The sequence below is a fragment of the Candidatus Enterococcus courvalinii genome (assembly GCF_017315945.1).
GTDB classification, from domain to species: domain Bacteria; phylum Bacillota; class Bacilli; order Lactobacillales; family Enterococcaceae; genus Enterococcus_B; species Enterococcus_B courvalinii.
Genome location: NZ_JAFLWI010000007.1, coordinates 1 through 20,656, shown reverse-complemented (window position 1 = coordinate 20,656; position 20,656 = coordinate 1). Strand labels below are relative to the sequence as shown.

At 36.8% G+C, this 20,656-nt stretch carries 22 protein-coding genes and 1 rRNA gene; 8 read left to right on the top strand and 15 right to left on the bottom strand.

The window, feature by feature from the left end; translation table 11 throughout:
- Positions 1–68 precede the first annotated feature (68 nt).
- The 3 genes from JZO71_RS05890 to JZO71_RS05880 form a co-directional block, all read right to left on the bottom strand.
- Entirely contained in the window at positions 69–275 is a 207-nt protein-coding gene (locus JZO71_RS05890; protein WP_206898626.1) for a hypothetical protein, read from the bottom strand.
- A 196-nt stretch (positions 276–471) separates the two neighbouring features.
- Entirely contained in the window at positions 472–927 is a 456-nt protein-coding gene (locus JZO71_RS05885; protein ID WP_206898625.1) for an arginine repressor, read from the bottom strand.
- A gap of 81 nt (positions 928–1,008) precedes the next feature.
- Positions 1,009–1,632 (bottom strand): GyrI-like domain-containing protein, encoded by a 624-nt coding sequence (locus JZO71_RS05880; RefSeq protein WP_206898624.1) that lies wholly within the window; start codon positions 1,630–1,632, stop codon positions 1,009–1,011.
- Between the two features lie 257 nt (positions 1,633–1,889).
- Here JZO71_RS05880 and JZO71_RS05875 point away from each other — a divergent pair, with 257 nt between their 5' ends.
- Both JZO71_RS05875 and JZO71_RS05870 read left to right on the top strand, forming a co-directional pair.
- Positions 1,890–3,263 carry an MFS transporter gene (locus JZO71_RS05875; protein WP_206898623.1) on the top strand — a complete coding sequence of 458 codons (1,374 nt, stop codon included), beginning with the start codon at positions 1,890–1,892 and terminating at the stop codon, positions 3,261–3,263.
- A 71-nt stretch (positions 3,264–3,334) separates the two neighbouring features.
- The gene (locus tag JZO71_RS05870; RefSeq protein WP_206898622.1) at positions 3,335–4,447 is read left to right on the top strand and encodes an NAD(P)/FAD-dependent oxidoreductase; all 1,113 of its coding nucleotides are present in this window, start codon (positions 3,335–3,337) and stop codon (positions 4,445–4,447) included.
- Positions 4,448–4,617: 170 nt separating this feature from the next.
- On the opposite strand, the gene JZO71_RS05865 is transcribed toward JZO71_RS05870, so the two are convergent.
- The 7 genes from JZO71_RS05865 to JZO71_RS05835 form a co-directional block, all read right to left on the bottom strand.
- A complete protein-coding gene (locus tag JZO71_RS05865; RefSeq protein ID WP_206898621.1) occupies positions 4,618–6,264 on the bottom strand; it encodes a phosphoenolpyruvate carboxykinase (ATP) in 1,647 nt (548 codons plus the stop codon).
- Positions 6,265–6,474: 210 nt separating this feature from the next.
- Positions 6,475–7,080 carry an aggregation-promoting factor gene (gene apf, locus JZO71_RS05860; protein WP_206898620.1) on the bottom strand — a complete coding sequence of 202 codons (606 nt, stop codon included), beginning with the start codon at positions 7,078–7,080 and terminating at the stop codon, positions 6,475–6,477.
- 402 nt (positions 7,081–7,482) lie between these two features.
- Positions 7,483–8,646 carry a tRNA epoxyqueuosine(34) reductase QueG gene (gene queG / locus JZO71_RS05855; protein WP_206898619.1) on the bottom strand — a complete coding sequence of 388 codons (1,164 nt, stop codon included), beginning with the start codon at positions 8,644–8,646 and terminating at the stop codon, positions 7,483–7,485.
- Positions 8,647–8,706: 60 nt separating this feature from the next.
- On the bottom strand, positions 8,707–9,456 hold the full coding sequence (locus tag JZO71_RS05850; protein ID WP_206898618.1) for a hypothetical protein: 750 nt from the start codon (positions 9,454–9,456) through the stop codon (positions 8,707–8,709).
- Positions 9,457–9,706: 250 nt separating this feature from the next.
- Complete coding sequence (gene efaA / locus JZO71_RS05845) at positions 9,707–10,639, bottom strand: Mn/Fe ABC transporter substrate-binding lipoprotein EfaA (RefSeq protein WP_206898617.1); 933 nt, start codon at positions 10,637–10,639, stop codon at positions 9,707–9,709.
- A complete protein-coding gene (locus JZO71_RS05840) occupies positions 10,626–11,480 on the bottom strand; it encodes a metal ABC transporter permease (protein ID WP_206898616.1) in 855 nt (284 codons plus the stop codon). The genes efaA and JZO71_RS05840 overlap by 14 nt, the downstream gene beginning before the upstream one ends.
- Positions 11,477–12,220: a metal ABC transporter ATP-binding protein gene (locus JZO71_RS05835; protein ID WP_206898615.1), complete on the bottom strand. Its 744-nt coding sequence runs from the start codon at positions 12,218–12,220 to the stop codon at positions 11,477–11,479. Before JZO71_RS05835 ends, JZO71_RS05840 begins: the two co-directional genes overlap by 4 nt.
- Before the next feature lie 250 nt (positions 12,221–12,470).
- On the opposite strand from JZO71_RS05835, the gene JZO71_RS05830 reads away from it, so the two are divergent.
- Complete coding sequence (locus tag JZO71_RS05830; protein ID WP_206898614.1) at positions 12,471–13,844, top strand: amino acid permease; 1,374 nt, start codon at positions 12,471–12,473, stop codon at positions 13,842–13,844.
- A gap of 79 nt (positions 13,845–13,923) precedes the next feature.
- Here JZO71_RS05830 and JZO71_RS05825 read toward each other — a convergent pair whose 3' ends face one another.
- The 3 genes from JZO71_RS05825 to JZO71_RS05815 form a co-directional block, all read right to left on the bottom strand.
- Positions 13,924–14,793, bottom strand: coding sequence for a LysM peptidoglycan-binding domain-containing protein (locus tag JZO71_RS05825; protein WP_430733280.1), 870 nt, complete (start codon positions 14,791–14,793; stop codon positions 13,924–13,926).
- 144 nt (positions 14,794–14,937) lie between these two features.
- On the bottom strand, positions 14,938–15,111 hold the full coding sequence (locus JZO71_RS05820; protein WP_206898612.1) for a hypothetical protein: 174 nt from the start codon (positions 15,109–15,111) through the stop codon (positions 14,938–14,940).
- Positions 15,108–15,776 carry an NAD(P)H-dependent oxidoreductase gene (locus JZO71_RS05815; RefSeq protein WP_206898611.1) on the bottom strand — a complete coding sequence of 223 codons (669 nt, stop codon included), beginning with the start codon at positions 15,774–15,776 and terminating at the stop codon, positions 15,108–15,110. The genes JZO71_RS05820 and JZO71_RS05815 overlap by 4 nt, the downstream gene beginning before the upstream one ends.
- 155 nt (positions 15,777–15,931) lie before the next feature.
- Between JZO71_RS05815 and JZO71_RS05810 the strand changes: the two genes are divergently transcribed.
- On the top strand, positions 15,932–16,204 hold the full coding sequence (locus JZO71_RS05810; RefSeq protein WP_206898610.1) for a hypothetical protein: 273 nt from the start codon (positions 15,932–15,934) through the stop codon (positions 16,202–16,204).
- 82 nt (positions 16,205–16,286) lie between these two features.
- On the opposite strand, the gene efp is transcribed toward JZO71_RS05810, so the two are convergent.
- Complete coding sequence (gene efp / locus JZO71_RS05805) at positions 16,287–16,850, bottom strand: elongation factor P (protein WP_206898609.1); 564 nt, start codon at positions 16,848–16,850, stop codon at positions 16,287–16,289.
- A gap of 429 nt (positions 16,851–17,279) precedes the next feature.
- On the opposite strand from efp, the gene JZO71_RS05800 reads away from it, so the two are divergent.
- From JZO71_RS05800 to JZO71_RS05785, 4 genes are all read left to right on the top strand, one after another.
- The gene (locus tag JZO71_RS05800) at positions 17,280–18,197 is read left to right on the top strand and encodes a PLP-dependent cysteine synthase family protein (RefSeq protein ID WP_206898608.1); all 918 of its coding nucleotides are present in this window, start codon (positions 17,280–17,282) and stop codon (positions 18,195–18,197) included.
- Positions 18,198–18,208: 11 nt separating this feature from the next.
- A complete protein-coding gene (locus JZO71_RS05795) occupies positions 18,209–19,360 on the top strand; it encodes a cystathionine gamma-synthase (RefSeq protein WP_206898607.1) in 1,152 nt (383 codons plus the stop codon).
- 116 nt (positions 19,361–19,476) lie between these two features.
- Positions 19,477–19,935: an S-ribosylhomocysteine lyase gene (locus JZO71_RS05790; protein ID WP_206898606.1), complete on the top strand. Its 459-nt coding sequence runs from the start codon at positions 19,477–19,479 to the stop codon at positions 19,933–19,935.
- A gap of 94 nt (positions 19,936–20,029) precedes the next feature.
- Positions 20,030–20,506: a glutathione peroxidase gene (locus JZO71_RS05785; protein ID WP_206898605.1), complete on the top strand. Its 477-nt coding sequence runs from the start codon at positions 20,030–20,032 to the stop codon at positions 20,504–20,506.
- 61 nt (positions 20,507–20,567) lie between these two features.
- Here JZO71_RS05785 and rrf read toward each other — a convergent pair.
- Positions 20,568–20,656 (bottom strand): 5S ribosomal RNA (gene rrf, locus JZO71_RS05780); the annotation flags it as partial.

The window sequence follows — 20,656 nt, the reverse complement described above, 5'->3', positions numbered from 1 at the left end:
ACTCCTTTCGACTTTCTTACTACATTTCTAGTGTAAGCCTAGTGGAGCGGTTTATTCAAAGAATCTGCTCATTCAAATACTAAAATACCGTCTTCAACTAATTTACCAAAAAACATAAAAATGCCACTTGTAAATAACAGTGTCATATTTGTTCCAAAATAAATAGCTATTTTTTCTAAATAATCTTTGATTTTATTGATTTTAAGATACATATATACTAAAAAATTTACTCCATACACCAACACAGTCAAAAAAATAATCATCCCCGTCATCATTCTTCCTCCTCCATTACTGGAAAACTACGAAACTTCCCCATTTCTTGACTTTATACTCACCATAACACTCAGACAAAGCTTTCAGCAACTTAAGTTCTTTGTATAACGCTTTCATAAGTGCACCCTGTAAATAACTACCAAAAATTCGAATCCACAATCTTTGTGTCAAAAACAGTCTTAGCTATTTACTAATTATTTATTCGCGCATACTTTCTAATTTTTCCGCGAATGCTTGGGCTTCACTTTCTGAACGACAAACGACGATAAACGTATCAAAACCTGCAATTGTCGCTGCAACTTCCGGATAAGCCACTTCATCTAACCAGTTTGTCACCACATCTGCGCCATTTTTTTCAGTCAACACCACAACCATAAACTGAACGGTCTCAATTCGTAAAACTTCCCGCTTAACAGCTGAACGCAAACGTTGTTCATTTAATGAAACGGATGGTTGACTAAACAGAGAGTAACGAACTCGTTGCTCTTCATCTTGAACCTTGATTACTTTCATTTCACGGATATCTCGAGAAATTGTTGCTTGCGTTGCACTAACACCTGCTTCTTCTAACCGTGCAAGTAATTCTTCTTGTGTACTAATTGGATATTCTGTAATTATTTGGCGAATCAATGCCTGTCGTTGACTTTTTTTCATCCTGGACACCTCTCTCATCCATAATTATAACAAATTTACTCAATTATTGGCGTTTTTACTTTAGAAATTACTTTTGATCATTTACTTTTTGGCAATGCACACACGTAAAATTGTTTTTCGTTTCTCTGGCGCCACTCTTCTAGGATCACTTAAATAAATTTCTTTGTGTTCTTTTCCTATCCGCTGATACCCTTCTTCTTCGAGAAAGACTGCTAATTTATCAAAACTCATCTGTTCCTCATCGTAAGAACCAATGTGTAAAATTTGTCCAACTAAACCTTCCTCGATTGTCTCAAATTGTAATTGTGCAAGCAGGTCTTCAGGAATTTTTTTTGCTGAACGCTTCATTGCAAGTTGGGCAATCTCCGGTGTCACGAAATCAGGTTGTTTAATCATCAGTTGATAAGCAAAATGTTCCTTCAACATCACTTTTTCCTGCAAATATTTTTCTTGTAACCCCCATTGACCCTCTAGTGGATAAACCGTGTATGGTTGGTAATTAGGAATAGCCCAATTATTTTTAGGTGACATTTTAATTGCATAACTCACCGGGTATAAAGCTCCAATGCGTCTTTGGAAATCCTCTTGGTTTGGATCGCCTACACCTTTGATCGTGAAAAAGTTTTGCGCTGGCATTTCTAAAATCTGTGTTTTTTTTGTTACTCGATAGCCTGGTTCAGTTTTACGCCATTCAATTTTATCCATTTTCTTTTCTCCTAGTTTATTTTATGTATTTGCGATTGTTTTTCTTGGTTTGTTTCCATTTTCACACGCCATTTAATCATAACCTTTTTGAAGGATCTTGACTAATTTTATTGACATAAAATTTGAGTCTATGCTAAAATAACTCCAGCAAACAATCGTACAGATAACACGTAAATGCGTGTCGAGAGAGAGGCGATTTCTATTTTCCAATAGAAATCTTCTCTCTTTTTTTGCGAAATTTTTAAGAGGTGAAATGTATGACAAAACAAAAAGAACTACTACTTGTTCCCGCAGTGATTGCAACGGGGATCATGTCCTTCGCAGGTGTTCTGATTGAAACTGCGATGAATGTAACTTTCCCAACGTTGATCAAGCAATTTGATTTGACAACTGCTCAAGTCCAATGGGTAACAACAATTTATTTATTGATGATTTCAATCATCGTACCGTTATCAACCTATTTAAACCGCAATTTTAGTATTCGAAAATTATTTTTATTTTCAAATCTTCTGTTTCTTGCCGGCATTCTAGTTGATTTCTTCTCACCAACTTTCATGATTCTCCTAATAGGACGCCTATTACAAGGGATTGCAACTGGTATCGCGCTTCCATTGATGTTTCATATCATTTTGACGTATGCACCCATGAATCGTCGCGGTGCGATGATTGGTGTCGGAACATTGACTACAGCGATTGCGCCAGCTATTGGACCAACCTATGGTGGGATTTTGACCTCCGCTTTTACTTGGAATCATATTTTCTTATTTCTTGTGCCAGTCTTACTGGTCTCATTAGTGATTGGTCTATTTGCCATCCCAGAAACAAAGGTAGAAAAGAGTGGTCACTTAGATTTACTTAGCGTATTAGGGTTATGTTTACTTTTCAGTGGTGCTTTAACATTCCTGAGCACGATTGGTCAGCTAATTAGCTGGATTGCCTTGATTATCGCAATCATTGGTTTCTTAGTGTTCTATCAACGTTCAAAAACAATTGAGCAACCTTTGATCCGCTTATCGATTCTATCAAATAAAACCTTCCGATTATTTTTATTTAGTTTCTTAGTTTATCAATTTTTACTACTTGGTGTTTCATTTGTCTTGCCAAACTTCATACAAATCGTTCAAGGAGATACCGCCTTTATTGCTGGTTTGTCCATGCTTCCAGGAGCCGCAATTGGTGCAATCTTGTCTCCTTTCTCCGGAAAATTACTCGATCAACATGGGCCTAAAAAGCCAATTTTAGCTGGTTTGATCTTATCGATGATTGGTTGGCTAGCTCTCGTTCTATTGATTGGTCACGCTTCTTTGATTTGGTTAGTAGCTTGTCATGTTTTCTACATGATTGGTATTGGACTTTCTTACAGTAATATGATGACTACCGGGATGAATGCCTTAAGCGAAGAGTTCCAAGGCGATGGAAACGCACTATTCAACACGCTTCAACAGTTTTCTGGTGCGATTGCCACCTCGCTAGTAGCGATCATTATCAATCTTGTACAAGACCACTCCACGTTGCACTATGAAGCAGCTACTACTTTAGGTTCAAAAGCAGCATTAGGTGTTTTACTTGTCTTACTACTCATCAGCTTTGCCCAGTTTATGCCTTACTATTTAAATAAAAAACAGCAATAAGCAAAAGAAGATGGGTGTTTGCATCCATCTTCTTTTTATGTAAGAATGAGAACGAAAAAGGAGGCTCTTTTATGGAAAAAATTGCCATTATTGGCGGTGGAATTATCGGTATGACCCTTGCAAATTATTTAGATACAACCAAGTTCGAAGTCACATTATTTGATGACTCCACTGGCCAAGCAACCAAAGCCAGTGCGGGAATCATCTCTCCTTGGCTTTCAAAAAGACGAAACAAACAGTGGTATCAACTAGCTAAAGACGGTGCTGCTTTTTTTGATAAATTGATTCAAGATTTCCAACTAAATTCAACCATTTATGATCGTTCAGGAACACTTTTATTACGACCGCAAGATGAATTGATTTCACTTGCAGAATTAGCGGAGGAACGTAAAAAAGAAGCACCAGAAATCGGTGATATTGAACTATTAACACCCACTCAAACAGCCGCTAAGCTTGAACTACTTAAACCAGCACCTTCACTTCACATTAGTGGCGGTGGAAAGCTTGATGGTAAAGCTTATTTAACTCAACTTGCAAAACGTTTAACACGCCAGCAAGTGACAATCATCAATGACCGCGTGGTGTTTCAACCAAAAGGCGATGCCTGGTTAGTTCAAGGTGCGTTTGGCGAAAAAATAGTTGATCGAATCATCCTTACACCTGGGCCCGCATTAAAACCTTTGCTGGAAACTGTTGGCTATACAGTTGATATTCGGCCCCAAAAAGGACAACTTCTAGTTTTTGATTCTCCTTATCAAAATAGTAGCAAATGGCCTGTAGCGATGCTGGATGGCGAAGCCGATTTTATTCCATTCATGTCTGGTAAAATTTTGGTCGGTGCAACGCATGAAAACGATGGTGGGTGGGACTTAACCCCTACCGAAACTGCTTATGAAATGCTTACTACTCACACGAAAGACTTTTTAGCAAATCCGGAACAAATTAACGATTGGCGTTACCATTTCCGCGTGGGTACTCGTGCATATACCTCTGATTTTTCACCATTCTTCGGCTTAGTTCCAGATGATCCTACTTTACTAGTAGCAAGCGGACTAGGTTCATCCGGTTTAACAACTGGTCCTTACATCGGGTATTTGTTAGCGAATTACCTAAACACTGGAAATTGGCCGGAAAAAAATTATCAAAAAGAAATAAAAACTTATCTTTCAAAGCCAGTTGATTGATTGTAAACACAAAAAAGAGCGGACTTCTGTCTCGCTCTTTTTTTATTTGATCGATTCTTTAACTTTCCTTTCACCAAAAAAATCTGTTGAAAATAGTTAGCTTGAATACATTCATCCGTGACTCACTATCTTCCCATTAAAGATAACTTTTTGGTTCTCATTAACACCCTTTATTTCTTCAATTTTTTCAATAATCGTTCCAAATATTTCGTTGCCTCAGTAGGAAGTTCATGGTAGCCACCCAACAGCTCTGCTTGTTCTTGGATAAATTGATTTCTGGAAGTCAAGCGCTGATATAAATGTTCTTGATAAGTTGCTTCATTAAATGGCTCAGGAAATTCAGCTATCGGTAAATAAGACAATTCTGTTAACTTTCCTAGTGGCAAAAATTGCGCTTGTTTTTTAGCAATAGCCTCTACACTTCTCAAAGTGATTTCAGGCGTAATTTTTTTTTGGTCAAAAAATCCTGTATTTAAAATATAGCAATCGGTACCTTGTTGCTCAAATAGTTCTTTAAAAGCCTGATAGTCCTCAGCTAGTGGGTATACTCTAAACGGATTAGCGTATGGAACAAAGACTAGCTGATCCACTTCTTCATTCCGAATGTTTTCTGCGCTTGACCGTTTTGTTGCTAAAGTCGCACCAAAAATTGCAGCTAAGATAGGATTATTGATTTTAACAACCGGTGGAAAAACATCATCTTTCATAATCCAAAAAACTGCATCAATTTTATCATCTAAATGGTCCACACGATTTGGCGTAACAAACCGTGATTTGATTGCCCGACCGTTGCCATTACGAATATCTTCAGTCACTAATACTTTTTTCCCAGAGTCATTCAGCGTAACACCCACATTTTGACACGTTAAAAACGAGGTGATTGTTGGATCATCTGAAGCATAGTCCTGTGTTTTGTCAAAGTAGGCTGGCTCTAATGCCGTAGTTGATCCTTTCGTTTTTGAGATAACAAATGCATCATCATGTAACACAGTGACTACATCATCTGCACGTCTCGCTAAAGTGATCGTTGACTTTCCAGAACCAGATAGGCCAAAAACTGCCATTGTGTAATGATGTGTTGGAAATTGATATTGCTTCAATCCTCCATGACACGCAATGAAGCCATTCCGATTGGCTAGCGCCCAAGCAAGAGTCAGCGTTGCTTTTTTTAACTCGCCAAAGTAACGCAAGCCCAAAACAGCTGCAACATTATGCGTAGCATCAATCAATACCAAACCATCAGGAAATGCTGGGTGTTGCCATTCTGGATCAGCAAAAATGTACAGGTCACCCTCATCGTACGTTTGCGAATGCTGATAGTCAGTTTCAATCTCTGCTGTTAGCACTTGAAAGTTTAATAAATAAGAGTATAAATTATTCTCAAATCCTTCAGGAATCAGCACATGTGATTTAACTGAAAATTCCTGGTCCAATCCAACAATGACTTCACCATGATAAAACTGACGTGTTCTGCTTTGATAAATTGCTTCCCGCAAAATTTTTTCATACTTCACTTGGCTAATTCCTGGCTCACCGATTACTCTGCGAGCTGCCGCTGTTCGGCCAACAATTTCACCATCATTAAAAACTAAAACTTTACTGTCCTTTGGAAGCTTTAACTCTTCTGTATGAGATACAGCTAGATCTGTGATAATCGTTCCAGGACTCTTGGTTGCTAACTGATACGCCTGTGCTAAATGATCAATCAATTGTACATTATTTCCATAAAATGCTGTTTCAATAATTACTCGAATACTCGAAAATAAACTGCTATTCGAGTTGATTGTTGCTTGTTGATGACCTGATATCGTACTCATTCGTTCACCTTCCTTTTAAGCCAAAAATAGAAAACGCTTTATAAATATTATATCTCAGCACTATTTTTTTGTCTTACGGCGCCCCTTATTGATTCTTCTACAACATTAGATATGCAAAATTCACGATTTTTTTAAACAAAAAAATCCAAGAAAATCACTCAAAAGTAATTTCCTTGGATTCAATATTTTGGTTTCAGTTGGTTACTCGACTTAGTACCAGCCGTTTGCTAACCAGAATGTTTTAGCAGCGTCCCATGAACCGTAGCGTGATGATACATATTCATCAGCAACACGTTCTTGGTTGGCAGCTGAGTAGTCACCATTTAAGTATGATGAATCTAATTGGTAACGTCCGATATAACGTCCGTTAGTAGCTGTATAAGAACCGCTTGATTCTCTTTGAGCGATCCATTCTTTTGCATCACTTGTTGAAGCTGCAGGAGCTGCTGGTGTTGCAACTACTGGTTCAACAGTTTCAACTGGTGCAACGTATGTATATTGTTGAGTTGCTTGTTCAGTTGCTGTTGTTTCTTGTTTAGTTTCAGTTTTTACTTCTGCTTTAGTTGAAACTTCACCTGATGTTGGGATTGTTAATTCTTCACCAACGTAGATACGATTAATATCAGAAATAGAATTTTTTTCTGCAATTGTGCTAATTAAAGTATTGTCACCTGCAAATTGTTGTGAAATTGTAGATAAAGTATCACCTGATTTAACTGTATAAGTTTCGTCAGCATGAGCTTCTGTAGCTCCCACAAACATTGCAGCACCTGCAGCAAAAGTTGTTCCTAAAACGATCTTCTTCATTGAATTCATATATTAAACTCCCTCATGTCCTCTTAGTTTCTTTCAACGTCATTAACTTTAACATTTGAAAATATTTCATAGGTAAAAGAATGATGACATTTGATGACAAAATGACAATTTTTTTAATATTTGTAACATTTCACCAGTCTATCATCTCAGTCTAAAGTCTTAGAAACCTTTGGCACCAAAGGAAAAAACATTTTCAAAGAGTGTCATGTTTTTTCACAAAAACTTGACATTTTGTAACATTACGACAGAAATTTCAGAAGAAAAATGCGATTTTTTTTGCTTAAATAACGAATTTCAGTCAAAAAAATGCAAAAACAGCAAAAAAGTCAGTAATTGTTACAACAATTACTGACTAAAAATGAGTGAATTAGCAAAAATTAGGAAAAACCTTACACTTTTGAGCTATTTCTGTTTTTTTCTTCGTTTCGTTTGTAAAACTGCGATTGCTTTTTCAAATTCTAGCTTCGCTTCTTCATCTGTTTCTTTCGCCAATGCGTCTTGCAGAACAGTTACCCACTCTTTTGGGTCTTTTGCACCTAAGCGTCCGATTGCCCAAGCCGCCGTCCCACGAATCACAGGACGAACATCTTTTAGGCAATGAGCGATTTCTGGTAATGACTCTCGATCCCCCAGATTCGCTAAGGCAATCAATGCGTTTCTTTGAAGTGGCTTTTTCCCTCGCCACGAACCAGCTAGATGTCCAAATTGCTGATTGAAGTCTTTATTAGAAATGGAAAGCATTGGTTTTAGTTTGGGGTATACTTCATCAACTTTCGGCTCCATTTCTTCATGGAAATGGAAATCTTTGCCTCTATTATAAGGGCAAACTAACTGACAAATGTCGCAACCATAAATGACATTACGCATTTTTTTCCGATACTCTTCTGGCATCATCCCTTTTGTCTGAGTCTGATAAGACAAGCATCTTTGAGCATTCATTCGTCCATCACCAAGCAACGCTTTCGTGGGACAACCGTCGATACAACGGGTGCAGTCACCGCAACCAAATACACCAGGTTCATCCGGTTCAAAAACGATATTTGTAACAATTTCACCTAAATAAACAAAAGAGCCAAACTCTTCCGTAATCAATAGACCATTGCGTCCAATAAAACCCAGACCTGCTCGCTGTGCGACTGCTACATCAATCAATTCTCCTGTATCCACTTGTGGAGCAAAGCGCCACTCTTCCTCCGTTTGCCACTGTTTTCCACGAGTCGTAATAAATTCAATCAAACGATTTAAACGATCTCGCAAAATATCATGATAATCGATTCCCCAAGAAGCACGGGCAAACTGTCCTCTTTTTTCATCTTTTGGAATTTCCTCATGAATTTTTGTAGGATACGCCAATGCAATAGAAATAATTGATTGGGGTTGATCAAATGTTTTTTCTGGGTAAAGTCGTTCTTCAATCACTGGATGTTCGAAACCCGAAGTATGACCTGCGGCTTTTTGTTCTTCCAGAGATTTCCTTAAATGAGCAAAAGGTTCCGCAGTCGTGAAGCCGATTTTATCAATGCCTAGTCGTTTACTTTCGCGAATGATTTCTTCCTTTAAAGTCATAAATTGCCTCACTTATTTCATTTTTCTTCTATATTAAGTAATAGATTATTGGTATCAAGATTACCGACTATATAACCCATAATATAATTTATCTTTTTTCAATTGAACAAATTCAATTTGTTGATCGGCGACTTTCTTTTCTTTTAACCAACGATTACGAGTGACAAAAACTTCCCAATAATTCGTTGAGATCAACTTTTTCTTATCATCCAATGCTTGGAAAAAGTTCCAAGAAACTGGTTTTGTATTCAACAATTGATGCAAACGTACTTGCTCTGTTTGAGGAAGTTCTGATAAATCCCGAGAGTATAAAACATCTTCATGTAAATTTTTTTGTTGTGTGTAAGTAAATGTTTGTGGGATCTTTCCTGGTCGTGCTACTAACATCAACTGGTTATAATAGCTATTCATTAATTTACTGTGTGCAATAAATGAGCTCTTATAATAAGCTGCTTGGATTTTCTGAATAACATTTTCAGTTCCAATGACAGAAAAAAGTGCTGGCCAAGCTTTAGTTTGAATTTCTTGATTCTGTTTGACTAAGACTCCTGGTATGAATCCAACGGCAGAAATGAAAACAAAGTAACCAATTCCAGTCGTTTCATCTAGTGGCTGAAACTCATCAAAAATCCACTTTCCAACATAACGTTCTGGTTCGACTACGTCATCCGTTGCATTCGCTATGAATAATTTTGCCATCTCAGTTTCAAGAAATTGAAGGTCTTGGTCTTTTTCAGTCGCTTCTTGTTGGTCAAGCAAACGAAAGACTTCTTCTTTTATTTGATGCTTATCTTTACGTGTGAAATTCATAGCTACACCTCTCCTTCTTACCTTTAACTATAACGGAAATCGAAGCAAAAAAACATTATTAGTCTAAAAAAACGTGAAAAATTATGATCTCAAGTAACCAGCTCATTGAATTAAAAATATGTTTTTTGTAGACGATTTTTTATTTCAACTCGTTGCCTGCCATCGACACATTATTTTAACAACTAATTCAGAAGAACAGAAAAAAGTTGAACCAAAACAAAAAATGTTTTTGTCCAACTTTAAGATCTGTTTATTTTGATAAACCTTTATGAATCGCGTCGATATTCCATTTCATCATTCCATAGTAAGAATCGCCTTCTTCACCGGTTTTAGCGACTGAGTCTGTAAATAATTTTTCAGCAATCGGAACACCAGTTTCTTTCGATACACGTTCCATGCTTCGGGGATCCACACTCGATTCTACAAACAAACCGGGAACTTTTGATGCTTTGACTTGGTCAATAATTGCAGTCATTTGATCAGGCGTTCCTTGACTTTCTGTGTTGATTTCCCAAATGTAAGCCGCTGGTAATTGATACGCTTTGGAAAAATATTTAAATGCGCCTTCACTGGTAACTAATAACTTTTTCTCTTCACTGATCGTCGCAAATGACTCTTTTGCTTCTTGATCCAATGATTCAAGCTTTTGACGATATTCTTGACTATTTTTTTCGTAAGTTTCTTTGTTATCTGGGTCTTTTTCACCCAAAATCCGAGTGATTTCTTCCACATATTTGATTCCATTAGACAAATCTAGCCATGCGTGTGGGTCTGCCTGGGTTTCTTGACCAGCACTTGTTAAATAAAGTGGCTCTACTTCACGGCTAACAGCAAAATAGTCTTCATCTTCGATTTTCTTAGCTGTTTCCATCAAATTATTGAACCAACCATTCCCAGTTTCCAAGTTCAGTCCATTGTATAAGATGACTTTTGCATCACTGGCTTTTTTGATGTCTTCTGGTAAAACTTCATACTCATGTGGGTCAGTTCCCACAGGTACAATACTATGAATCGTTACTTTGTCTTTGCCAACTTCTTTTGCCATATCTGCCAGAATGGAATTCGTCGCAACAACGGTCAGTTTTCCGTCCTTCGTTTGTTCTGCTTTCTCGCTCTTTGTTGAGCATCCTACTAAGAAAGCTCCTAATGTGAATAACAAGATTAGTAATTTAGATTTCTTCATTTGTTTGCTCCTTTCTTTGAAACAAAATACCTTTTGTTGGTGAAAATAAAAATGCTAGGGCAAAAAAGACAGCTGATGCTAATACGATAGTTGCCCCTGAAGGTAAGTTATAGCTGTAACTGAAAAATACACCAACGATTGCGCTCAACACACCAAAACTCGCAGATAAAGCAATCATTGTCGATAAACGATTCGTTAACAAATATGCTGTTGCAGCTGGTGTGATCAACATGGCAATCACTAAAATCGTGCCTACTGTCTGAAGGCTTACTACAGCAACTAACGTTAAGAAGAACATCAAGGCGTAATGAATAAATGTTGTATTTAACCCATAGGCTTTTGCCATCATTGGATCAAAGGAAGTGATTTTTAACTCCTTATAAAAAATAAAAATAAACAACAAGACAACAGCACTAACGATTGCGGTGAGATATAAATCACTCTCGCGAACAGCTAAAACATTACCAAATAGAATATGGTAAAGATCAGTTGCACTTTGAGCAAAGGAGATAAGAATGATCCCTAGTGCAAAAAATGAACTAAAAACAATTCCGATTGCCGTATCATTTTTTAAGCGACTTTTTTGTGTGACGAAACCAATCAATGCGGCAGTCAGCACACCAAAAGCAGTTGCACCCAAAATATAACTAAACCCAAACATATAAGAAATTGCCACGCCGGGTAAAACTGCGTGAGAAATCGCATCGCCCATCAGAGACATCCCGCGTAAAATAATAAATGAACCAATTACCCCTGAAGCTAATCCCACTAAAATAGATGTAATCAATGCATATTGTAAAAACTGATAATTTAATACACCATCAACGAACGATTGAATCATGCTTGCTCCCCCTTTATCAACTGACCAATTACTTCCCCATAAGCTAACTGCAGATTATTTGAAGTAAAGGTCTCTTGAACCGTCCCTGCCGCAATTAGCTCGCGATTTAATAAAATCACTTCATCAAAATATTCAGTTACTTTATGCAAATCATGATGAACAATCAAAATCGTTTTGCCTTCTGCACGCAACTCTTGTAAAATTGAAAAAATCTTTTTTTCGCTAACCGCATCGATTCCCACAAATGGCTCATCTAAAAAGATCCATTCCGCACCTTGCGTTAACGCTCGTGCAATAAATACTCGTTGTAATTGACCACCAGATAATTCACTGATTTGTCGATCAGCAAATTTTTCCATTCCTACTTTGACTAGTGCCTGTATTGCTCGCTCTTTCTCCCTTTTCCCAGGTCTTTTTCCAATTCTTAACGAAGGATATGTTCCAAGCAATACGACCCCAAAAACATCAATTGGGAAGGATAGATCCATTGCACTTCGTTGTTCTACATAAGCAATTTTTTTTCGTACCTCTTTTACTGATTTCCCTGAAAACGTCACAGTACCAGAAGATTTGGGAATCAATTCTAACAAAGATTTCATAAAAGTTGATTTTCCTGCACCATTTGGGCCAATGATTCCTGTCATTTTTTCTGATTGAATTGTTAAAGATATATTTTTCAAAGCAATCTTTCCTTGATAGGCCACGGAAAGATTTTCTACGCTGATTGTTGGTTTCACCATTCCAAGCACTCCTTTTTAGGGTTACCTAACTTTTTATTTAAAGATAGTTTAACCTATTAAGAAAACATTTTCAACAAAAAAATTTGTAGTTAAATTAAAATTCTTCTCGCGTTTTTTGAATCCTTTCTGTAAAATCACATCAAGAGATTAATTTAATAACTGTTTTTATTTATCAATAATTTATTTTTTTGACTGATAAATTTAATCGAATGTGTTGGCTTATTCTCTAAATTATGAAAGGAGTTTTTGTATGGAAGAAGGAAAATTAAATCGAAGTCTTAGCGCACGTCATATTCGAATGATTGCGTTGGGAGGGACAATTGGTGTTGGATTGTTTATGGGTGCCTCTTCAACCATTCGCTGGACTGGTCCCTCTGTCATGATTGCTTATGCTGTTGCCGGATTGTTTTTATATTTGATTATGCGTGCACTGGGCGAAATGCTTTACGTCGACCCTTCTACAGGTTCATTTGCTAATTACGCAAGTGATTATATCCATCCAGTTGCTGGTTATTTAACGGCTTGGAGCAATATTTTTCAGTATGTCGTAGTTGGAATTAGTGAAGTCATTGCCGTTGGTGAGTATATGAATTATTGGTGGCCGAATTTACCAACCATCATTCCTGGTATCACTGTAGTACTTTTCTTGATGTTAGCTAACTTGTTCTCAGTAAAAGCCTTCGGTGAATTAGAATTTTGGTTTTCGATGATCAAAGTCGTAACGATCATTTTAATGATTGTTGCTGGTTTAGGCGTTATCTTCTTTGGTTTTGGTAATCACGGTCAACCTATTGGTATTTCAAATCTTTGGAAAAATGGTGGCTTCTTTACCGGTGGCGTGAAAGGTTTCTTTTTTGCTTTATCCATCGTAATTGCTTCTTATCAAGGAATTGAGTTAATTGGGATGACTGCTGGTGAAGCAAAAAATCCACAAAAAACAATCGTTGAAGCTGTTCAATCTACAATTGGACGCATTCTTATTTTTTATATTGGTGCTATTTTTATTATCGTAAGTATCTATCCATGGAATCAACTGGGTGAAATTGGGTCTCCCTTTGTTCAAACATTCGCAAAAATTGGGATTACTTTTGCCGCTGGATTGATCAACTTTGTCGTAATCACTGCTGCCTTGTCTGGTTGTAACTCAGGCATTTTCAGCGCAAGTCGCATGATTTACACATTGGCAGTTAATGGGAAAATGTCTAAACGTTTCTTAAAATTGTCTCGTCATGGGGTACCCTTTTACCCAGTTGTTGCAATTTCAGGAGGTATCTTGATTGGTTTAGTCATCAATTATTTGCTACCAATGTTTGTTACTCACTCTGAAAATATTTTTGTCTTTGTTTATAGTTCAAGTATTTTACCAGGAATGATTCCTTGGATTGTCATTTTAATCAGTGAAATCAAATTCCGTAAAATCCACGCGGAACAAATGACTGAGCATCCATTCAAAATGCCATTATCCCCTTATACCAATTATTTAACTTTATTGTTTTTAGCTATTATTCTTTGTTTTATGTTTATCAATCCCGAAACAAGAATTTCCTTGCTGATTGGTTTAGCCTTTTTATTTTTTATGACGATTCACTACTTTCTTCGTGAAAAACGAGTGAAGAAAGCTTAAACAACAAAACTGCGAGTCTGTTCTACTCTTGAAAAGAAATTTTTCTAGAGGTAGTAACATCTCGCAGTTTTTTTATTACTTATTGCAGTTGAAGGACAGCGCCGGGAGTTAAGAAGTAATCATCCATCGTCATCCCATTCAATGCTAAGATCGTTTCCACTGGTACACCCGTACGTTGTGCAACTTGATTAGGGCCTTCACCAGCTAAGACAACAGTTGTTGCAGCTTGACTCGTCACAGTCTCTGACGTATCGGTCGTTTGACTATTTATTGTTTCAGCCGTCTGTTCGTCTGTGGAAGTCATTGTTTCTTCTGAAGTCGAACTACTTGTTTCTTGTTTGTTCGCTTCTTCAGCTTGTAGCGCGCTGCTTGTTCGTAAATAAATATCGGATATTTTTGCTACTTCAGTTGTGTATTTACTTGATAACTGATCAACTAAAGAATTGATATCGACAGTTGAAGAAGTATCTGCTTGGTGTGTAGCTTTTAATTTGCTGATTCCTTCATTTGAAATTGCTTGCAGTGCTAATGCTTTCTGATTCGCAATCGAAGATAATCCTGCAACCCCATTTTGATTTGATTGAATTTCTGTTTGATATTCATCAATCAATATCGGTGTTTGTTCAGTCAACTTCTCTGAGTAAGTCGTCAAAATCGTTTGTAGTTCATCTGCTGACTCTTTATCTGTGCTACTCGTTTCTGTTGATGATTTTGTTGAACTATCCGTTGTTTTTGTCGCTTTTTTACTTTGTTTTTTCTTCGCTTTTTTTTCATTTTTTTGCGTTGAAGAAACAGTTGTTTCAGGTGTTTCTTTGGCACTAGAAGTTGATTTTCCGAACTGCGTCAATCCCCAAACTGAGCCGCCAATCACCAAGACTGCTACCAAACAGGCACCAATAATCAACAATCTTTTTTGCATTCGTTGCTTTTGCTGACGCCTCCTAGACATCCGAACATTTTCATCTCGTTCATTTTTGTTTTTCAATAAGTTCACCACCAATAATTTATGTTAAAAATAGTGTTATGCCTTATCTTCATTGTAACAAATAACAATAGTTATGCACATTTATTTCTTAAAATTTTCTAATCCTTTTTACCACTCACGATGATTCCATGATTTCCCATCAATTTCTCCCTGAAGTTGAGTGATTCGCTCATCGCTTTCTTTGACTAATTTTTTTAATTCAAATAACAAAGCAGCATCTTCATAATGAACATTTTTTTCATTTAGTTCGTCAATTTGTTGTTGTAACCACTCCCTATTCATTCATTTTCCTCCTTTAATTCACCCAATGTGAAGGTCAAATCTTCAATCATTTCTTGTTGTTCTTTTAAGCCATCTAGAAGATAGGACTTTTGCGGTTCTGAAAAATGCGACTTTTTTTCTATTTGTTCAAGAAACCAGTTGATTCGCTGAACAAGACTTGGTTTTCCAGTTAAAGAAAGATATTGCTGATAAGCAATCAAGCGTTCAAATCGCACCTCAGAAGTCTGATACATAAATTGTGCTAACACAAATGGAGGCAAATAATTCATTTGAAATTTGTGGGCAATTCGTTGATACGGGCGCAAAAATTCAGACAAGGTGAACTCTTCTTTACCACCTGCTTGATATTCTTTTTCCGCCACGCCAGTCGTTACTACCACACCAAATTCTTTTCCTTGCAACACTTTGCTTGCTTTAGCCAAAACTGTGTCTTGCCATATTTTTAAATGTGCAGGCGCACTATACCAATAAAGAGGAAATTGAAAGATGATGCGATCGTGCGCCGCTAGCAACGCTAATTCGTCATTTAAGTTGATTTCTCCGGTTGGATAGACAGATTCTAAATGATGCCACGTAATCGCAAGCGATTTGGAGGCCTCTTTAAAAAATTGTTGATTTAATGATTCTTGAAGATTGGGATGGCTGACAATTACTAATGTCTTCATCACGATTACGTCCTTTCTTCTTCATACTGTTTCATAGTTTAGCATAACAAATAGACTTCGTTGATCATTATGCCTCATCTTTAGCAAGACGTTTTTTACCCCACTCTTTTTTGATAGGTATATAATAAAAGTATTAAAGCAAAGAGGCGAATAATATGAAAACTGTAACAGCAAAAGAAGTAGAAGATTATTTAACCAGTCGTTTAGGTGGAATCAGCGTAATTGACATCCATATTGAATTTCCAGATGATCTTCAAGCATTCCATATTGAAGGTGAAAATGACTACTATCTCTTACAAGATGACCAAAAAATATATCATTTACTTGATGGAAAACGTGAGGAAAAATTAGTAGGAGAAGATCCTGAAAAATTTTTGGCTCATGTCATTCAACTAATTACCAATGAAGATACTACTGTCACATACTAGTCATTTAGATTCGACATTGATTTTCTCCTTAAAAAAAGCCGCAAAACCCTCCATTGGGATTTGCGGCTTTTTTTATCTTTTATTATTTTGAGGCACGTTTGATATAAGAACCTTCAGCTGTGTTGATTTCTAATAATTCATCTACTTCAACAAAGTCAGGAACATTGACAACTAAGCCAGTTTCCATTGTCGCTGGTTTACCTGAACCAGTTACTGTCGCACCTTTGATTGAAGGTTGTGTTTCAACAACACGTAAAACAACAGTTGTTGGTAATTGTACACCAATTACTTCGCTACCGAAAAATTGGATTTTTACTTCCATATTTTCTAAGATGTATTTCATTTCTTCTTCGACTGTTTCAACGGGAATCTCATATTGCTCATATGTTTCTAAGTCCATGAAGAATGCTGTATCATCCATTGTGTATAAGTATTGAACAGCTTTTGTATCAATGTGTGCTTTTTCAAATTTTTCTTCTGGGCGGAAAGTTGTATCATATGTTGCACCAGAACGAACATCTTTTAGTTTCATACGCATAACCGTATTTCCTTTACCAGGTTTGTGGTGACTTGCGTCTAAAACTTTAATTAATTTTCCATCTTGTACAAATGTCATACCGGCTTTTAAATCGCTTGCTGAAATCATTTAAATTGCTCCTTTTTTGTTTATCATCATCTTTTTTATTGTATCAAACAACAGTGGATAAGACTAGCAAATCTTCATTTTTATCTAGCAACACTTCTTCATTTTCTTCTGTGATTCACTTTATCATGCACCCTATCCAATTATTCCTATCACTAAAAATCGTCAAATCCTTTGACTCTGGCATTTTTTCATGCTATTTTTGATGAAATTATTACTGGAGGAACAGACATGATGAACAAACAACGTAACTTCAACCAATTGACTACTTGTTGTTGTATGGTGCAAAAAAGCAGCATACTATTTGTCGTGTCTATTAACTGCCCTTCATAATTTACGTGTATTCTTTTGGAAAACACGGCGAATTTATGATACTTAGGAGCTGATTTAATAGTCAGCTCCTTTTTTATCGAATTTTTTTAGGAGGAAGCTATGATACTAACAACGATTCATGATTATATTGGCAAAACACCTTTATTTGAATTTACGCACAATGCTTATGAAATACCAAAAGGTTCCAAAATCTATGCGAAACTTGAATATTTGAATCCTGGAGGTAGCGTTAAAGATCGACTTGGTTTTTACTTGATTGAACAAGGTTTGAAAACTGGAAAAATCAACCAAGATACAACAATCATTGAACCAACCGCCGGCAATACCGGAATTGGATTAGCCTTAGCTGCTTTAAATTATCATTTAAAAACGATCTTCATAGTACCAGAAAAGTTTAGTATTGAAAAACAACAACTTATGAAAGCGTTAGGTGCAGAAATCATTCATACACCTACTTCACTCGGAATGCTCGGTGCTATCAAAAAAAGCCAGGAATTAGCAACTGAATTAGAAAATGTTTATCTACCAAAACAATTTGAAAATCCTGATAATCCAGCAACTTATTATCACACGCTTGGGCCAGAATTAGGTGACGAACTAGCAGGAAAAATAGATAGTTTCGTAGCTGGAATTGGTAGTGGTGGTACTTTTTCTGGCACAGCAAGTTATCTTAAGGAACAGCTAAGTGATATTCGACTAATCGGTGTGGAACCAGAAGGCTCTATTTTAAATGGCGGCAAAGCAGGTTCTCATGAAATTGAAGGAATTGGTGTGGAATTCATTCCTCCATTTCTTGACTCCTTAGCTATTACTCGTTTTGAAACTATTTCAGATGAGGAAGGATTTTATTACACACGTGCTTTGGCTAAAAACCAAGGATTATTAGTTGGCAGTTCAAGTGGTGCCGCTTTTGCAGCAGCTCTCAAAGAAGCACAACGATTACCTGCAGGAAGCTCGATCGTAACCATTTTCCCAGACGCAAGTGACCGTTATCTTTCAAAAAACATTTATTTATAGGAGGAATGAACATGCATATTCAAACAAAATTAATTCATGGTGGTATTAGTGAAGACCAAACTACAGGTGCCGTGAGCGTTCCAATTTACCAAACATCCACTTATCGACAAAATGGTGTTGGTCAACCAAAAAAATACGAGTATTCTCGTTCAGGTAACCCTACACGTTTTGCATTGGAAGAACTAATTGCAGATCTTGAAGGTGGGATCCAAGGTTTTGCCTTCTCCTCAGGATTGGCAAGCATCCATACGGTTCTCTCGCTATTTGAACCCGGTGATCATGTCTTACTTGGTGATGATGTTTATGGCGGAACTTTCCGTCTAGTTGATAAAGTATTTTCTAAAATTGGTTTAGCATACACAATTATTGATACAAGTGATCTTGAACAAATTGAACAAGCAATTCAGTCAAACACTAAGGCACTTTATCTTGAAACACCAAGTAATCCACTTCTTAAAATCACTGATTTAAAAACCAGCCTTGCTATGGCAAAAAAACATGATCTCTTAACGATTGTTGACAATACATTTGCGACACCTTATTTCCAACAGCCACTAGCACTTGGCGCAGACATCGTTGTTCACAGTGGGACAAAATATCTCGGCGGGCATAGTGATGTTGTTGCTGGTTTAGTCACCACTAATAAAGCAGACTTAGCAGAAAGAATTGGTTTTTTACAAAATGCTATAGGTGCAGTCTTAGGTCCCCAGGATAGTTGGCTTATCCAACGTGGGATCAAGACCTTAGGCGTGCGAATGGAGGCACATCAAAAAAATGCTTTGGCAGTAGCAAATTTTCTTGAGAATCATCCAGCTGTTGAATCGGTTTATTATCCCGGACTAACAAGTCATCCAAACTATCAGATTGCAAAAACACAAATGAGCGGTTTTAGTGGTATGGTCTCTTTTGACTTAAAAGAAGATGCAGAAGCAGTACCTTTTGTTGAATCATTAAAATTATTTATTCTAGCAGAAAGTTTAGGTGGCGTGGAAAGTTTAGTTGAAGTTCCTTCGATTATGACACATGCTTCTATTCCAAAAGATAAGCGGGAAAAAGCGGGAATCAAAGACGGATTGATTCGTCTTTCTGTAGGTATCGAACATGTCGAGGACTTATTAGCAGACTTAACTCAAGCCTTTGATAAAATGAAAATCATTAAGTAAATTTCTTCATTTATAGAAATAAGGTTAAAAATCATGGATGCACCTATAACTTATTCTAAATAAATGTTAGAATTTAGCTATTACCACTGAACAAAAAATGAATCGAGGGAATTTACATGAAAATGAACGTTGAAAGTTTCAATCTAGATCACACAAAAGTAAAAGCACCTTATATCCGTGTTGCCGATCGCAAAACTGGTGAAAATGGTGATGTGATTATTAAATATGATGTCCGCTTCAAGCAACCAAACAAAGAGCATATGGATATGCCAAGCTTACATTCACTTGAGCATTTAACTGCTGAACTGATTCGTAATCATGCTGACTACATTGTAGACTGGTCTCCAATGGGGTGCCAAACCGGTTTTTATTTAACTGTGCTAAATCATGAAAGCTATGATGATGTTCTAGATGTTTTAGAAAAAACAATGAAGGATGTTCTTGAAGCTACTGAAGTACCTGCAAGTAATGAAACACAATGTGGTTGGGCTGCAAGCCATACTTTAGAAGGTGCACAAGAGTTAGCACGTGAATTCTTAGCAAAACGCGACGAATGGTCTGAAGTCTTTGCCTAATTTAACTAAAAAACTGAGAGCTTTTATCTAAGCTTCTCAGTTTTTTTGTTCTATAATAAATATGTACTTACTCAATTCGTAAAGGAGAATTTTTATGACAGTTTATGATTTTGACGCGACTTTGAAAAATGGAACCACTTACTCTTTAAACAACTACCAAAACCATCCAATGATCATCGTTAATACTGCAACAAAATGCGGGCTTGCATCACAATTTGAGCAGCTTGAACAAATTTACACTACCTATAAAGAAAAAGGATTGATTGTTTTAGGCTTTCCTTCTAACCAGTTTAAACAAGAACTAGATTCTGCTGAAGAAGCGGCACAAGCTTGTCGAACTACTTATGGTGTTTCGTTTCCAATGCATCAATTAGTCGAAGTAAATGGGGGAACTACTGATCCTTTATTCGCCTATTTGAAGGAAAATGCGCCTGGTACCATGACCAATGCAATTAAATGGAATTTCACAAAATTCTTGATTGATAAAGATGGGAACGTCGTCAAACGTTTTGCTCCACAAACTTCTCCTGAAAAAATGATTGATGACATTGAAAAACTTCTTGCTGAATAATCATAGTAAAAAGAATACAAAAAAACAGATGAGCTTAATCACTCATCTGTTTTTTACCGTTGCGTGGCGACGTCCTACTCTCACAAGGGGCAACCCCTCACTACAATCGGCGCTAAGAAGCTTAACTTCTGTGTTCGGCATGGTTACAGG

Bases quoted from the DNA above. Each gene is read 5' to 3' on its own strand.
- JZO71_RS05865 (WP_206898621.1), bottom strand. From the start codon at position 6,264: ATGAGTACGATATCAGGTCATCAACAAGCAACAATCAACTCGAATAGC.
- JZO71_RS05885 (WP_206898625.1), bottom strand. From the start codon at position 927: ATGAAAAAAAGTCAACGACAGGCATTGATTCGCCAAATAATTACAGAA.
- JZO71_RS05825 (WP_430733280.1), bottom strand. From the start codon at position 14,793: ATGTCTAGGAGGCGTCAGCAAAAGCAACGAATGCAAAAAAGATTGTTG.
- JZO71_RS05820 (WP_206898612.1), bottom strand. From the start codon at position 15,111: ATGAATAGGGAGTGGTTACAACAACAAATTGACGAACTAAATGAAAAA.
- JZO71_RS05870 (WP_206898622.1), top strand. From the start codon at position 3,335: ATGGAAAAAATTGCCATTATTGGCGGTGGAATTATCGGTATGACCCTT.
- efp (WP_206898609.1), bottom strand. From the start codon at position 16,850: ATGATTTCAGCAAGCGATTTAAAAGCCGGTATGACATTTGTACAAGAT.
- JZO71_RS05890 (WP_206898626.1), bottom strand. From the start codon at position 275: ATGATGACGGGGATGATTATTTTTTTGACTGTGTTGGTGTATGGAGTA.
- JZO71_RS05810 (WP_206898610.1), top strand. From the start codon at position 15,932: ATGAAAACTGTAACAGCAAAAGAAGTAGAAGATTATTTAACCAGTCGT.
- JZO71_RS05835 (WP_206898615.1), bottom strand. From the start codon at position 12,220: ATGGTGAAACCAACAATCAGCGTAGAAAATCTTTCCGTGGCCTATCAA.
- JZO71_RS05795 (WP_206898607.1), top strand. From the start codon at position 18,209: ATGCATATTCAAACAAAATTAATTCATGGTGGTATTAGTGAAGACCAA.
- apf (WP_206898620.1), bottom strand. From the start codon at position 7,080: ATGAATTCAATGAAGAAGATCGTTTTAGGAACAACTTTTGCTGCAGGT.
- JZO71_RS05785 (WP_206898605.1), top strand. From the start codon at position 20,030: ATGACAGTTTATGATTTTGACGCGACTTTGAAAAATGGAACCACTTAC.
- JZO71_RS05800 (WP_206898608.1), top strand. From the start codon at position 17,280: ATGATACTAACAACGATTCATGATTATATTGGCAAAACACCTTTATTT.
- JZO71_RS05880 (WP_206898624.1), bottom strand. From the start codon at position 1,632: ATGGATAAAATTGAATGGCGTAAAACTGAACCAGGCTATCGAGTAACA.
- JZO71_RS05875 (WP_206898623.1), top strand. From the start codon at position 1,890: ATGACAAAACAAAAAGAACTACTACTTGTTCCCGCAGTGATTGCAACG.
- JZO71_RS05815 (WP_206898611.1), bottom strand. From the start codon at position 15,776: ATGAAGACATTAGTAATTGTCAGCCATCCCAATCTTCAAGAATCATTA.
- JZO71_RS05830 (WP_206898614.1), top strand. From the start codon at position 12,471: ATGGAAGAAGGAAAATTAAATCGAAGTCTTAGCGCACGTCATATTCGA.
- JZO71_RS05790 (WP_206898606.1), top strand. From the start codon at position 19,477: ATGAAAATGAACGTTGAAAGTTTCAATCTAGATCACACAAAAGTAAAA.
- JZO71_RS05850 (WP_206898618.1), bottom strand. From the start codon at position 9,456: ATGAATTTCACACGTAAAGATAAGCATCAAATAAAAGAAGAAGTCTTT.
- JZO71_RS05840 (WP_206898616.1), bottom strand. From the start codon at position 11,480: ATGATTCAATCGTTCGTTGATGGTGTATTAAATTATCAGTTTTTACAA.
- efaA (WP_206898617.1), bottom strand. From the start codon at position 10,639: ATGAAGAAATCTAAATTACTAATCTTGTTATTCACATTAGGAGCTTTC.
- queG (WP_206898619.1), bottom strand. From the start codon at position 8,646: ATGACTTTAAAGGAAGAAATCATTCGCGAAAGTAAACGACTAGGCATT.